The organism is Butyrivibrio sp. ob235 (genome assembly GCF_900109475.1).
GTDB lineage: Bacteria > Bacillota > Clostridia > Lachnospirales > Lachnospiraceae > Butyrivibrio.
Genome location: NZ_FOBE01000025.1, coordinates 26,330 through 39,604 on the forward strand (window position 1 = coordinate 26,330; position 13,275 = coordinate 39,604).

A 13,275-nucleotide genomic window follows, 5' to 3' on the forward strand; every position below is an offset into this window, starting at 1 on the left:
TTGTATACAATTTGTAAGTTTTTTTATTTTCCCCTCATCCGGCACTTCGTGCCACTTGTCTTCGCTCCGCTTCGGTCCGCGCTGAGCCGACGTCCCCAAGGGGAAGGCTTTACTCCTTAATAAAAGTGCGTACATTAACCCCGTTTACTTCGATGTGGTCGTCCACCTCGATTACAAGGCACTGCCTGCCGTCGATAATTCTGGATTCCACAAGGTCAGCTCTGTCGGGTTTAACCTTGATAACAACATTGGGAGCTTCTATATCGAACTTTCTGGTGTTGGCAATATTCGTAACAAGAAGCGGCTGTTCCTGCTCTCCAACTATTTCTTTATAGTTGTGATCAAAGTAGTCCATTCGCTCCTCGGGAACACCGCTATCTGAGAGAAGGTGCTTTACATCTTCCTTTGAAAGTTCGAAATGAACCTCATCCTCCTCGTGATCCTCGAGCATCGTGTTCAAATTTTCATGGATGTTTCTCATCACATCATAGTCAGCCTCTTCACCGATTGTCTCCTCAACCAGCGCCTGGAAAAGGTTCTTCTGCTCCGGTGCAGACATAGGTGCCCTTCCTCCGAAAAGTGCCTGAATAAACTCGGGCTGAAGGTCCTCGGGCTTTTTTGAAAAATAGAGCATGTTGTGGATGTCCGCATTTCTCTCAATAAATGCAGGAAAAAGGAAGCCCTTGGAAGGTGCATCCACAACCCAGTCGCGGTATCTGTCCTCTATCTCGTTGGTCTTTTCATTATAGCCAAGTCCTGCCTTGGAAAGCTTAACCGGACAGATGCTGCAGAGAATGTAATCATAGATATTCTCCGATGCATCCTCCATCTCTATTCCGTCTCTGGTCATTCCGGGGATATCATAGACAGCATGAACGAGGATTATATAATAATTCTCTTCCATAAAAAGATTGGCAATAATCTTGTCATAGAATTCATCAATAAGACTGTCATCCTCAAGATGGGAATCACGAAGACGCAGTAAAAACTCCTGAGTTCCTCCCTGCTCTTCCTGGTCAAGCGGGAATTCGAGATTTATAAGACTTTTTCCGAATACTCCTGTAAGTGTGTGTTTGAAAATATCGAGATACTTGAACATCTCCTCATCGGGGATGCTTCCGAATGCTTTTTTAAATACAAGGCGCTTTGATTTTTCGCCATCAACATAACACCCGCAGATGTGATCGATAGTACATCTGTCGGGTGTAAATTGTTTCCTTATTTCTAATACTTCTGCTTTATTCATTTGAGCTGTTTTACCGGTGTGCTTATTTCAAGTACACTATTCCTTTGCTATAAATTTATCGCACATCTCGCGGGCAAACTGAACAGGATATAACTGAACCATAACTGAATCAATGAGATTTTCGATAGTCATCTTGAAAGCTACCTTGACGAAATTATCGTACTCGATTTCAAAACTCTTTTCAAAAATCTTGACACTGTCGACATCTATTCTGTTGACAACAGGAGTACTGATATCAGTAGGAACACTGAGCATCATAGAAAGAGACGTAGCCGCAGCACCCATCATCTGGTTCATGGCCTCCGAAGCTGCGGAAAGATGAAGATCCGATATCTCACAGTTAGTGTTGGTACCGTCTCCACCCATCATAAGATCCGTCATAACCTTAACATCATTCTCCTTGAGAATGAGAACGTTATTGCCGGTCAGTCCCTTAACGTAGTGAATCTGAACAAAAATGCAGGTATTCTCATAATCATCGAGAGTCTCGCTGCGCTTGATCACGGAAACATTCGGTGTGGTTATATCCACCTTTTTATTGACCATCATGCTGAGTGTGGTCGCGGAATTACCCATACTGATGTTGGCAATTTCTCCTAAAGTATCCATCTGTTCGTTTGTAAGTACCTGATCCATAAGAACCCCTCGCTTCTGTATAATCAGTTTTTCATTTCGCTAGATATCACGGATATACTACTATTTTATGCCATCATACTTTTTGTGTAAAGGAAGAAAGGGGCTGTGATTTCTTAATTTTCTATAACCTTTTTATTTACTTATAAGGTCTTTTAGTTCATAAAGTGACTCCATTTTCTTATAATAAAGTCCCTTTACCTCTTCCTCGTCATCATTCTGATCGGGAATGTATACGGTTTTAATACCTGCCGCAGCTGCTGACCTTACTCCGTTTGGAGCATCCTCCACAGCGATACAGTTTTCCTTGGGTACTCCAACCTGTTCACAGGCATACAGGTAAATGTCGGGCTTAGGTTTTCCCTCTTTAACCATGGTGGCACAGCATATCTTATCAAAATAAGAAAGAAGCCCGACTTCGCTCAAATATCTGGTGGTTCTCTCCTCATCCGTCGCGGTTGCTGTAGCGATAAGGATATTTCTCTCCTTAAGAAACTGAAGAATTTCCCTGGCTCCGGGCTTAAGATTTATCCCTTCCTTCGCAGCCAGCTCCTCAAAGAGAATTTTCCTGTAGGCGCGCGCTTCATGATAGTCAAAATCATCGCCGTACCACTTTTTGAACTGTTCGGGAGCAAAGGGTCTCCCGAGACTTCTAAGCTGCAGCGCCTGTTCTCTTGTCATGTGAAATCCGAAATGCTCTATTGTTTTAGGCCACACTATCTGATAGTACTTTTCCGTATCGATGAGTGTTCCGTCAAGGTCGAATAATACTGCCTTTATGTCCATTTTCCTTCTCCGCTTCTATTTATAAAAAGTGCTATTCATAATGATACCATTTCCCGGGGCTTCTTATAAGTGATTTTTTGTGATTATTCACAATCATTCTTGATTATTTTTGTTTATTTATCATGAGTATTTGTGATTATATATGATTGACTTTGATTACTCTTGATGTTATTCTTTTCTCAGATGGTACATTCCATCATCAATTTTCAAGGAGACTTAGCATATGTTAACCGAGGAAAGACGATCAGCAATTGTTTCCTATATTGAAGAACATAAAGCAGCAACTGTTCAGGAGCTTGTAGATGCTCTTGATTCTTCAGCGGCTACAATCAGGCGCGATCTGAATGCTCTTCACGAGGAGCGCCGCATTCTTAAGGTTTTCGGCGGTGCCACTGTTTTAAATAAAAAGGACGTGACCACAACAGAGCCCTCTGTTGCCGAGAAAACACATCGTAATACCGAAGAAAAAGACATCATTTCGGAATATGCTGCTTCACTTATCCAGGACAACGATTTTGTTTATATCGATTCAGGTACAACTACTCTTCATCTAATCGATCACATAACAAATAAAAAGGCGAAGTACATTACAAACGGCGTTGTTCATGCCAAGAGGCTTTTGGAAAGAGGACTCTCCACCATGATAATAGGAGGCCGTATAAAGCCCGTTACTGAAGCAGTCATCGGTCCCGATTGTGTGGAAGCGCTGAAAAAATTCCATTTTACAAAGGCCTTCATGGGAACAAACGGCATTTCGGTTCAGGCGGGTTTCACCACCCCCGATGTGGACGAAGCACTTGTTAAAGCCGAAGCAATAAAGCACACCTATCTCTCCTACATTCTTGCAGACCACACCAAATTCGGAGTTGTGAGCTCGGTTACTTTTTCTGAGCTAAGGAACTGCTGCATCATTACAGATGAGGAGCCTGACAAAAAATATAAAGATCAGACCATCATCAAGGCCATCAACTGAAAAGGAAGGAGAAGCAAATGATATATACCGTAACTTTTAACCCTGCAATTGACTATATTGTCAGAATGGATAAGCCACTGGATCCGGGAATGACCAACCGTTCAGTTTCCGAGGACTGCTTTTTCGGAGGAAAAGGAATCAATGTTTCCACCATATTAAAGAATCTCGGAATCGAGAACACAGCTCTTGGCTTCGTAGCAGGTTTTACAGGAGAGGCCATAGTTGAAAGTGTCAAGAATAAAGGAATTCTAGCTGATTTCATTACGCTAAAGGATGGAATTTCAAGAATTAACGTAAAAATCAAATCAGAGCAGGAAACAGAAATAAATGCTCAGGGTCCGGTTATCACAGACGAAGCCTATTACGAGCTTCTCTGCAAACTCGATTCGCTTAAGGAAGGCGATATGCTAATCCTTGCGGGAAGCATTCCAAGCACTCTTCCAAGCGATGTATATGAAATCATTCTGGACAGATTAAAGGATAAGGGAGTCACCTTCGTGGTTGATGCAACAAAGGATCTTCTCATGAATGTTCTTAAATACCATCCTTTCCTTATTAAACCCAACAACCATGAACTGGGTGAGATGTTCGGAACCGTACTTAAAACAGATGACGAAATTGAAGAACATGCCAAAAAGCTCCAGGAAATGGGCGCAAGAAACGTTCTGATATCCATGGCCGGCGATGGCGCAATGCTTATAACAGAGGACGGACAGAGATTCCGCGTCGGTGTTCCGAAAGGAAAGGTTAAAAACTCCGTAGGAGCCGGTGATTCAATGGTAGCCGGTTTTGTCGCAGGATATATGAAAACAAAGGATTACAAGGTTGCCCTTAACATGGGAACCGCCGCCGGAAGCGCAACAGCCTTTTCCGACGATCTCGCAACAGGCGAGCTGATTAACAGTATTTACGAAACATTATAAACAGGGATAAACCTGTAAATACGTTTCGTCAATATAAATACAAATGTATTGGGGAAAACCCCAACAAGGATGCTAACGCATAGAAAGGGAGAAACATGAAAATCAAAGATCTTTTAAGCAAAGAAGGGGTAAGCTTAAATCAGACCGCTGCGGATCAGAATACCGCAATCGACCTGATGGTAGCGCTTCACGACAAAGTAGGCAATCTTAATGACAAGGCAGCATTCAAGGATGCGATTGTTGCCAGAGAAGCAAAGGGTTCAACTGCGGTAGGCATGGGGATCGCTGTTCCGCACGCAAAGACAGCAGCAGCTAACAAGGCAGGACTTGTTGCCATTACTGTTCCGTCAGGAGTAGATTACAAGTCACTCGACGGCCAGCCCAGTAAGCTTCTGTTCATGATCGCAGCACCTGACGGAGCTGCCGACACACATCTCGAGGTACTGTCAAAGCTCATGACAATGCTCATGGATCAGACTTTCACATCCTCTCTTATTGAAGCAAAAACACCTGAAGAATTCATTGATCTCATTGATAAGCAGGAAGATGCACGTGATAAAAAGAGTTCCGGTGCTGAGTCAGCTGCTCCGGCTCCCACATCATCAGGAATTAAGCTTCTTGGTGTAACAGCATGTCCCACAGGTATCGCTCACACATATATGGCTGCTGAAGCTCTCGAGCAGGCAGCAAAGGACCAGGGCCTTTCAATGAAGGTTGAGACAGATGGTTCGGGCGGTGCAAAGAATGTGCTCACAGATGCTGAGATCAAGGACGCTGATGTTATTATCATCGCAGCAGATAAAAATGTTGAGATGGGCAGATTCAACGGTAAGAAGGTTATCAAGGCTTCAACAGCCGATGCAATCCACCACTCTTCAGATCTTATCGGACGTGCGGTAAAGGGCGACGCTCCCGTTTATCAGCATTCAGGATCCGTAACAAGCAGCGCTTCTCTTGATAACGAAAGCGCAGGAAGAAAAGCATACAAGCACCTTATGAACGGTGTATCACACATGCTTCCCTTCGTTATCGGCGGTGGTATCCTTATTGCGATTGCATTCCTTTTGGATGACTACTCACTCGATCCTTCAAACTTTGGTTCCAACACTCCTGTTGCTGCATGGTTTAAATCAATCGGTGGAACAGCATTCGGATTTATGCTTCCTATCCTTGCAGGATTTATTGCTCAGAGTATAGCGGATCGTCCCGGTCTTGCAGTTGGTTTCGTGGGCGGTGCTCTTGCAAGTACAGGCGCTACATTTGCAGCTCCCGGCGGTGATATTCCTTCAGCATTCCTTGGCGCTCTTGTAGCAGGTTTTGCAGCAGGTTATATCGTACTTGCAATCAGAAAGATCACCGATGGTCTTCCGGCTGCACTTGAAGGTATCAAGCCCGTTCTCATCTACCCGCTCTGCGGTATCCTGGTAATCGGTCTTGTAATGTGCGCTATCAACCCTCTGGTTGGTGCCCTCAATGCATGGATCACAGGCGTTCTTAACGGAATGAGCAGCGGTTCTATCGTAGTCCTTGGTGCAATACTCGGAGGTATGATGGCAACAGATATGGGTGGCCCGCTCAACAAGGCAGCTTATGTATTCGGTACAGCAGCACTTGCAACAGCAAGCCAGTCAGATCAGACAGGTTGGATGATCATGGCAGCAGTTATGGTTGGTGGTATGACTCCTCCTATCGCAATTGCAATTGCAACACTAATTTTCAAGAACAAGTTCACAGAGGGCGAGAGAAAGTCAGGTCCCGTTAACTTCATCATGGGTCTTTGCTTTATCACAGAAGGTGCTATCCCGTTTGCAGCTGCTGACCCGCTCCACGTTATTCCTTCCCTTATGGTTGGTTCAGCTGTAGCAGGCGCTCTCTCAATGGCATTTAAGTGCACACTTATGGCTCCTCACGGCGGAATCTTCGTATTCCCTGTTGTAGGTAATGTAGCAATGTATCTTGTAGCACTCCTTGTTGGTTCAGTAGTATCAGCAGTGCTGCTTGGAATCCTCAAGAAGGACGTAACTAAGTAATTTTCATTCTATCGCCTTCCCCTTTTAGGGGAAGGTGTCTGCGCAGCAGACGGATGAGGTTTTGTAAAGAAAGGACATACATTATGGTATCAAAGAACATCACAGTAAAAAACGAGCAGGGCATGCACATGCGTCCCGCAAGTCTTCTTTCACAGAAGGCTACTCCTTTTGAGAGCTCAGTAAAAATCATGTTTAACGGCAACAGCTATGATTGCAAGAGCGTTATGTTCCTTATGAGCGCTTGCATCAAGTGTGGTTCCGAGATTGAGCTTGTATGCGAAGGTCCCGATGAAGAAAAGGCTCTCGCAGAGCTTTCAGAGTTTATTGAGTCCGGTATGGGTGACTGATCTGGAGGAATAAATATGTACAAAGGAATAGCTGCATCCAGAGGAATCGGTATCGGCAGTATATGCCGCATAATAGAGCATGATCTTTCTTTTGAGGCAAAGCAGGTTGCCGATCCCGCTGCAGAGAAAGAACGTTTTCATAAAGCAATAGCTGACTTCGTAGAAGAAACTAACGCAATGGCTGAGGATGTCAGAAAACGCATCGGTCCCAAGGAAGCAGAAATCCTTCAGGGACATGCCGTAATGATCTCCGATCCCGCCATGTCCGGAGAGATGGACAAAATGATCGACCAGGGGCAGTGCGCCGAGACAGCTCTTACTGCCGTTTGTGATATGTTTATTAACATGTTTTCACAGATGGATGATGAGATGATGAAGCAGCGCGCTTCCGATATCTCCGATGTCAAGGTAAGCGTCCTGAAAAAGCTCCTCGGCATTGAGGATATTGATATCAGCAAGGTTGCACCCGGTACTGTTCTTGTCTGCAAGGATCTTACTCCTTCCATGACATCACAGATCATCAAGGAAAATGTAACCGGCATCATCACGGAGATAGGTGGTAAGACCTCCCACTCCGCCATCCTTGCCAGAGCCCTTGAGATTCCTGCAGTACTCTCCGTTCCCGGAATCGTCGACGAAGTAAAAGATAAGGATACCGCTATAATTGACGGAACCGAAGGTGATGTTTTCATAAATCCCGATGGAGAAGTTCTTTCAAAATACATGCTAAAGCGTGAGGAATTCATCCGTAAGCAGTCAGAGCTTAAGACCTTCATAGGTAAGGAAACAGTTAACGCTGACGGAACAAAGCTTGAACTCTTCTGCAACATCGGCACTCCTAAGGATGCCAAGAAAGCTGTCGAATGCGACGGTGAAGGAATCGGTCTTTTCAGATCAGAATTCCTTTTCATGGACAACACTCACCTTCCTACCGAGGATGAGCAGTTCGAAGCGTATAAGGAAGCTGTTCAGACAATGGATGGCAAATGCGTAATCATCCGTACTCTCGACATCGGCGGTGACAAGGACATTCCTTATCTGGGACTTGAGAAGGAAGAGAATCCTTTCCTTGGTTACAGAGCTGTCCGCTACTGTCTTGGAAACCAGGATATGTATAAGACACAGCTTCGTGCCATTGTAAGAGCCAGCGCCTTTGGAAAAGTTAAGATCATGGTACCTCTCGTTACAACTGTTGACGAGGTAAGAAGCGTAAAAGCACTTGTTGGTGAGATAAAGGATAATCTTTCATCAGAAGGAATAGATTATGATAAGAATATTGAAGTCGGCTGCATGATAGAGACAGCCTCTGCTTCTCTCATAGCAGATCTCCTTGCAAAGGAAGCTGACTTCTTCTCAATCGGAACCAACGACCTCACCCAGTACACGATGAGCGTAGACAGAGGAAATCCCAAGGTAGCTTACCTGTATTCCTCTTTCCAGCCCTCTGTACTCCGCTCAATAAAGTATATTATTGAGTGTGGTAAAAAGGCCGGTATTCCAGTTGGAATGTGCGGTGAAGCAGCTGCAGATCCTCTTATGATTCCGCTTCTTATGTCCTTTGGTCTCGATGAATACAGCGTTAATCCGGTTCTTGTATTGACCGCCCGCTGCATCATCTCCAAATGGAGTAAGGCTGAAGCAGACGCTCTTGCAGACAAGGTTATGGCAATGGATACTGAGGCAGATATAGTTGCAGCACTTAAAGAGGCTGCAAAGGAATAACCTCCAAGGTCACATCTCCTTTCGAAAAAAGCTCCTGTAAACTCATCAAAGAGTTCACGGGAGCTTTTTTGATACTTAGAAGATACCACCTATACCTGTATCATTATCAATCGTGTTCATATTATACAGAATAAGTACATCAGATATCTCGGGGTGCTCATTTATAAACTTGGACGGTCCGCCTTTATAGTAGCGGGTGTCAAACACATAGACAGTATGATAATGCGCAAGAAGGAACGGAACAATACTGTTAGCATAGCTGTCCTTAACAAGTGCTATCGCCCCATCCTGCACCGCATCATTGGTGATGGTGATCAAAGGATGAATGTTGTTAAGGAAGTAGGAGTACTGGTCCTTCTCTGACAGATATTCCTTATTGTAAGGAGTATCGGTCACTTCTTCAGTATCCGAATATTCCACACTAAGCTTCCAGTCCGGATAGCTGTAAGAAACAATCCTGTCCGCACCGAAATACGGATCATTAAGCTTGGAGTATATTGTCCCCTTGAAATTCTCCGATACAACCTCTCCTTTATACTCAGAAAGCGGAACGGGCGTAAGTCCTGCTGCTTCACAGAAAGCCTCATAGCCTATATATGCCCCGTAGGTAGTCCAGTGATGATCTGTACGGTAAAACAGCCTGTTGCCTGTGACATCCTCTGTAAGAGGCTCTGAAACAGTCTTCTTCGCTTCATCCTTAAGCCTTGTCGAAACATCTATTTTCTGAAGCTTATCAGATGCTGCTGAGTAAATATCTGATATTATCTGCTGCTGAAGATCAGGATCGTTTGCATTTTCCGGCAGAAGGTCGGAATAAACCGATACCGCAGTCGGAACCATCATCAGCATGCATCTGGCATTTTCAACATTTACAGCCAGCTTTGAAAACTGATCAATCTGCTTTGCCGTATTCTTAGGATACTTGTACCTCTCAATAAGAGAGCCATCCTTCGCAAGATAAATATCGTTAATCTCTTTCCTTCCGGTTATCCTCTCAACCTCAGCCATAAGACGCATGAATGCATCACGGGCAGGAAACTGATCTGCCACAAAGGTTTCAAAGCCGCTGGTAAAGTCACCGCTTTTTATCTTTTCAAAGTTGAATTCGGGCATCTGTGCCAGCTTGCGATTTTCATTCTGAGAAAAGGTCTTTTTCTCAGAAACAAAAAACACGATTATAAAGCACAAGGTCACCGCACAAATAAGATATACCGGAATGCGGTCGAGAATGCCTATCTTTTTTTTATCTGAATTATTACTCACATCAATACCTCAAAATTAAAAACGGAAGTACAGGAACGGATTATAGGTATCCTTCACAAGGCTGGATATTGCAAGAATAAACAAACCTGCCATAAGTACAGTACCAACGGTTTTCACCACATTCACCGCAGTGGTTCCAGCTCCCTCCACTTTTTTCACAAAAGCGGGATACACAGGAAATGAAAGCACTATTGCCGCAAGTAAAACCGGCAGATAATTTCCGGTGTACCACCAGAACTCTGTTCCGAACAGCGGATTGCCGGGGATGCCTATAAGCTTAACGAAATAGGTTCCCATCTCAGACAGATTATCAAAGGTGAAAATTCCGAAACCGAATATAACTATAATAATTGCATACAAATGCTGCAACGCCATAGGAAGCTTCTTAAGCCATTTTCCCCAGATGAATTTCTCCAGCGTAAGAAGTGTTCCGTGATACAATCCCCAGAGGACGAAGTTCCAGGAAGCTCCGTGCCATAAGCCTGTCAAAAACCATACCACAAAGATATTCCGAAAATGCTTGACCATGCCTACTCGATTTCCACCAAGAGGAATATACACATAATCTCTGAACCAGGTTGAAAGTGACACATGCCAGCGGCGCCAAAAGTCCGTAACTGAAACTGAGCTAAGCGGATAGATAAAGTTCTCAGGGAAGTGGAATCCCAGCATATGTCCAAGACCTATAGCCATATCACTGTATGCACTAAAGTCGTAATAAAGCTGAAGTGTAAAGCACAAAAGTCCAAGCCATGCCGTAACTATAGAAATGCCGTCAGCCACACGAATAGTATCCCAAAGAGCTCCGATCTGATTGGCGATCAAAACCTTTCGAAGAAGTCCCAGAATAAAACGCTTCATACCGGATACGAAACCGGACTCTGATATTTCCCTACTGTGAATCTCCTGCTGAACTGTTGAAAAACGCACAATAGGACCGGCAATAAGCTGCGGAAACATCGAAACATAGGTAAGATAGTCCAGATAGTTTTTTTCAGCCTTAATACGGCCCTTATATACATCAATTGAGTAGCTTACAGTCTGGAAGGTATAAAAGCTTATACCCACTGGAAGAGCCACACCCGGGAGCTTTACATCATACGGTGTCAGCGCATTCCAGATGCCAACGGAAAAATCAGCATATTTGAAATATCCAAGCAGTGAGAAATTAATAAGAAGCGCTATCACAAGGCATACGCGCTTTTTCACTAGAGAAGAAGCGAATCTCTCCTGAAGTCGTCCGTCCATGTAATCAACAAAGGAAGAAAACAACATCAAAAGAATATAGATGGGTTCTCCCCAGGCATAAAAAAGCAGACTAAAAATGAGCAGGACGAAATTCTTCGCCCTGCCGGGAATTACATAATATAAAATCAAAAATGCCGGTAAAAAAAAGAATAAAAATGTAAGACTACTAAATACCATAAAACGCTACTTTCTTATTTACCCATGAGACCATTTTTAATGATTTCCTCGATGCCATCGGCGTCGGAAGAAATAACAAGGTATAATGCATTGCCCTGTTTCTTGATGCTTGCAGCCTTAATGATGTCTGCCTGATCCGGAAGATAGTCGAGCATCTCAGGTGAAGAAAGCTGCTCAAGGACAGCTCCAAGTTTCTCCTCAACTGTAGAAACGTTTGCCTCATCTGCAACATTTAATATGATAACGCGGTCTGCATGAACCTCATCAGCCTCAGCAAAAACGTAATCTGAAAGCATTGATGCATCAATTCCGTAGTAGTTCATAAGCCAGTCATCATCAGCTTCATACATATCGGGAAGTGTATAAGCTCCCTTGATCTTCTCATAGATCTCTGATGCCTTAAGAGGTGTTGCAGCTGCCTCCTGTCCTGCCTCAGTATCGGCGCCTGAAGCATCTGTACCTTTGCCGCCGCATCCTGTAATGCAAAGCATTGCTGTGAGTGCTGCCACTCCTATAACTTTAAGATAATTTTTTTTCATAACATCCTCCTTATTGCTGCGCAGTATCATCCACCGGTGTCTCCTGAAGCCCAAGCCTCTCAGCTGCATATCTTACCAGCATCTGTGTCCAGACATTATATGCGGACTTACTCTCATGCAGGAATCCATCACTGCAATACTCGGGTAACAGATTGCCCTGTCCGTCAGAAAGAACTGTCGCCATGTCAATATAGCCCCAACCGTTCTGATTTGCAAGTTCATGAACTGCCTGATTGAAGGCTGCGATATTCGTATTATTCAGTTTACCTTTGCCCAAATCCTTGAGCGTATAGGTTGCGCTGATAATGTTAATCTCCATATCGGGAGATAATTCCCTGATCTTATCAACGAGCTGCGGATAGAGTGCTACAGACTCATCAATGTCATAGCTGACATCATTTATTCCGAAAAACAGGAAAGCCTTCTTCGCTCCCATCATCTGCATTGATTCCCAGATTGGATGCTGCGCTCCCTGATATAACGGATGTACACTTTTCTCACTTACAGGCCAGAACGCGTTATGAAGTGAAAGCGATCCTGCTGCAAGAAACTGCAGCTGTGTAAGCATCGGATCAGAGCTCCTGGCCGAATAATTCCTAAATCCCAGAAGAACCGAATCTCCCGCAAATACCGTATTTTCATAGAACTGACGAATCTGTTCCATCTGCTCATCGGAATAATGCATATTCTGAAGCGTCTGAAGATCATAGGATGCAGTAAATCCGTTTCCTAAAGTATTCTCAGCAGTAGTATCATCTGCAGGAGCAACATCCACAGAAACATCATCTGAAGATCCCTCAGAAGCCACTTCATCACCGCCCTCACTCGCGGCATTACCTTCCTGCTCTGTCTCTTCCCCGCTAACAGCCTCACCGGCATCATCGGTGACCTGCTCGTCTGCACTGATTTCTTCAGTGCTCTCGTTCGTTTTCTCTGTATCCTGAGAAGAAACCTCTTCTGCTTCCACGACTATCTGAGTGGAAACCTCTTCCGCGGGGCTGTCAGATTCCTCTGCAGCGGCGCTCTTCTCACTATCTATCTTCTGAAAAATAGATGTGTTCTCTGCGGTATCGCCTTCATCAGGCTGACTTTTTGCTCCGCAGGCACATAAACTCACAGAAACTCCGACCACAGCCAGAAGTCCAGCTAATTTCCCAAATTTCACCTTTATAAAAATCCTCTCTTGAAAAACATCATCTTTGGCAGAATATCTGCCTTATGCAGCATAATTTAATGTGGTTATAATCAAAACCTGTCGCCACACATACATTACATTTTATCAAAAATACGCCGACAGTAACAGTTATTTTTTCAGTAAAATCAAAAATAAAAACCGGCCGAATTATGAAATCCGACCGGTGTGCTTCTTCTATATTTTATTCGCTTAC

The 13,275-nt window shown here is 44.1% G+C and carries 12 protein-coding genes; 5 read left to right on the top strand and 7 right to left on the bottom strand.

Annotated features, from left to right (window positions below; translation table 11 throughout):
* Positions 1-109: 109 nt before the first annotated feature.
* The 3 genes from BMW61_RS15440 to BMW61_RS15450 all read right to left on the bottom strand — a co-directional run bounded on the left by BMW61_RS15440 (position 110) and on the right by BMW61_RS15450 (position 2,665).
* Entirely contained in the window at positions 110-1,246 is a 1,137-nt protein-coding gene (locus tag BMW61_RS15440) for a DUF4317 domain-containing protein (RefSeq protein WP_022761639.1), read from the bottom strand.
* 36 nt (positions 1,247-1,282) lie between these two features.
* Positions 1,283-1,882 carry a flagellar motor switch phosphatase FliY gene (gene fliY / locus BMW61_RS15445; RefSeq protein WP_022761640.1) on the bottom strand — a complete coding sequence of 200 codons (600 nt, stop codon included), beginning with the start codon at positions 1,880-1,882 and terminating at the stop codon, positions 1,283-1,285.
* A 132-nt stretch (positions 1,883-2,014) separates the two neighbouring features.
* Positions 2,015-2,665 carry an HAD family hydrolase gene (locus BMW61_RS15450; protein ID WP_091823715.1) on the bottom strand — a complete coding sequence of 217 codons (651 nt, stop codon included), beginning with the start codon at positions 2,663-2,665 and terminating at the stop codon, positions 2,015-2,017.
* A 223-nt stretch (positions 2,666-2,888) separates the two neighbouring features.
* Here BMW61_RS15450 and BMW61_RS15455 point away from each other — a divergent pair, with 223 nt between their 5' ends.
* From BMW61_RS15455 to ptsP, 5 genes are all read left to right on the top strand, one after another.
* Entirely contained in the window at positions 2,889-3,638 is a 750-nt protein-coding gene (locus BMW61_RS15455; protein WP_091823718.1) for a DeoR/GlpR family DNA-binding transcription regulator, read from the top strand.
* Between the two features lie 17 nt (positions 3,639-3,655).
* Entirely contained in the window at positions 3,656-4,561 is a 906-nt protein-coding gene (pfkB, locus tag BMW61_RS15460) for a 1-phosphofructokinase (RefSeq protein WP_091823720.1), read from the top strand.
* 95 nt (positions 4,562-4,656) lie between these two features.
* Complete coding sequence (locus BMW61_RS15465; RefSeq protein ID WP_091823723.1) at positions 4,657-6,591, top strand: PTS fructose transporter subunit IIABC; 1,935 nt, start codon at positions 4,657-4,659, stop codon at positions 6,589-6,591.
* A gap of 83 nt (positions 6,592-6,674) precedes the next feature.
* The gene (locus tag BMW61_RS15470) at positions 6,675-6,938 is read left to right on the top strand and encodes an HPr family phosphocarrier protein (protein ID WP_022761657.1); all 264 of its coding nucleotides are present in this window, start codon (positions 6,675-6,677) and stop codon (positions 6,936-6,938) included.
* A 15-nt stretch (positions 6,939-6,953) separates the two neighbouring features.
* Complete coding sequence (gene ptsP, locus BMW61_RS15475; protein ID WP_022761658.1) at positions 6,954-8,660, top strand: phosphoenolpyruvate--protein phosphotransferase; 1,707 nt, start codon at positions 6,954-6,956, stop codon at positions 8,658-8,660.
* A 75-nt stretch (positions 8,661-8,735) separates the two neighbouring features.
* Here the strand turns inward: ptsP and BMW61_RS15480 are convergent, their stop codons facing one another.
* Genes BMW61_RS15480 through BMW61_RS15495 form a run of 4 tightly spaced genes read right to left on the bottom strand, consistent with a single transcriptional unit; the run spans position 8,736 to position 13,052 of the window.
* Positions 8,736-9,923, bottom strand: coding sequence for a DHHW family protein (locus tag BMW61_RS15480; protein ID WP_091823726.1), 1,188 nt, complete (start codon positions 9,921-9,923; stop codon positions 8,736-8,738).
* Positions 9,924-9,938: 15 nt separating this feature from the next.
* Positions 9,939-11,348 (bottom strand): MBOAT family O-acyltransferase, encoded by a 1,410-nt coding sequence (locus BMW61_RS15485; protein WP_091823729.1) that lies wholly within the window; start codon positions 11,346-11,348, stop codon positions 9,939-9,941.
* A gap of 14 nt (positions 11,349-11,362) precedes the next feature.
* Complete coding sequence (locus BMW61_RS15490) at positions 11,363-11,887, bottom strand: DUF4358 domain-containing protein (protein ID WP_175475248.1); 525 nt, start codon at positions 11,885-11,887, stop codon at positions 11,363-11,365.
* A 10-nt stretch (positions 11,888-11,897) separates the two neighbouring features.
* Entirely contained in the window at positions 11,898-13,052 is a 1,155-nt protein-coding gene (locus BMW61_RS15495; RefSeq protein ID WP_091823734.1) for a GDSL-type esterase/lipase family protein, read from the bottom strand.
* Positions 13,053-13,275 lie beyond the last annotated feature (223 nt).

Coding starts and splice junctions, on each gene's coding strand:
- BMW61_RS15440 (WP_022761639.1), bottom strand. CDS start 1,246: ATGAATAAAGCAGAAGTATTAGAAATAAGGAAACAATTTACACCCGAC.
- fliY (WP_022761640.1), bottom strand. CDS start 1,882: ATGGATCAGGTACTTACAAACGAACAGATGGATACTTTAGGAGAAATT.
- BMW61_RS15450 (WP_091823715.1), bottom strand. CDS start 2,665: ATGGACATAAAGGCAGTATTATTCGACCTTGACGGAACACTCATCGAT.
- BMW61_RS15455 (WP_091823718.1), top strand. CDS start 2,889: ATGTTAACCGAGGAAAGACGATCAGCAATTGTTTCCTATATTGAAGAA.
- pfkB (WP_091823720.1), top strand. CDS start 3,656: ATGATATATACCGTAACTTTTAACCCTGCAATTGACTATATTGTCAGA.
- BMW61_RS15465 (WP_091823723.1), top strand. CDS start 4,657: ATGAAAATCAAAGATCTTTTAAGCAAAGAAGGGGTAAGCTTAAATCAG.
- BMW61_RS15470 (WP_022761657.1), top strand. CDS start 6,675: ATGGTATCAAAGAACATCACAGTAAAAAACGAGCAGGGCATGCACATG.
- ptsP (WP_022761658.1), top strand. CDS start 6,954: ATGTACAAAGGAATAGCTGCATCCAGAGGAATCGGTATCGGCAGTATA.
- BMW61_RS15485 (WP_091823729.1), bottom strand. CDS start 11,348: ATGGTATTTAGTAGTCTTACATTTTTATTCTTTTTTTTACCGGCATTT.
- BMW61_RS15490 (WP_175475248.1), bottom strand. CDS start 11,887: ATGAAAAAAAATTATCTTAAAGTTATAGGAGTGGCAGCACTCACAGCA.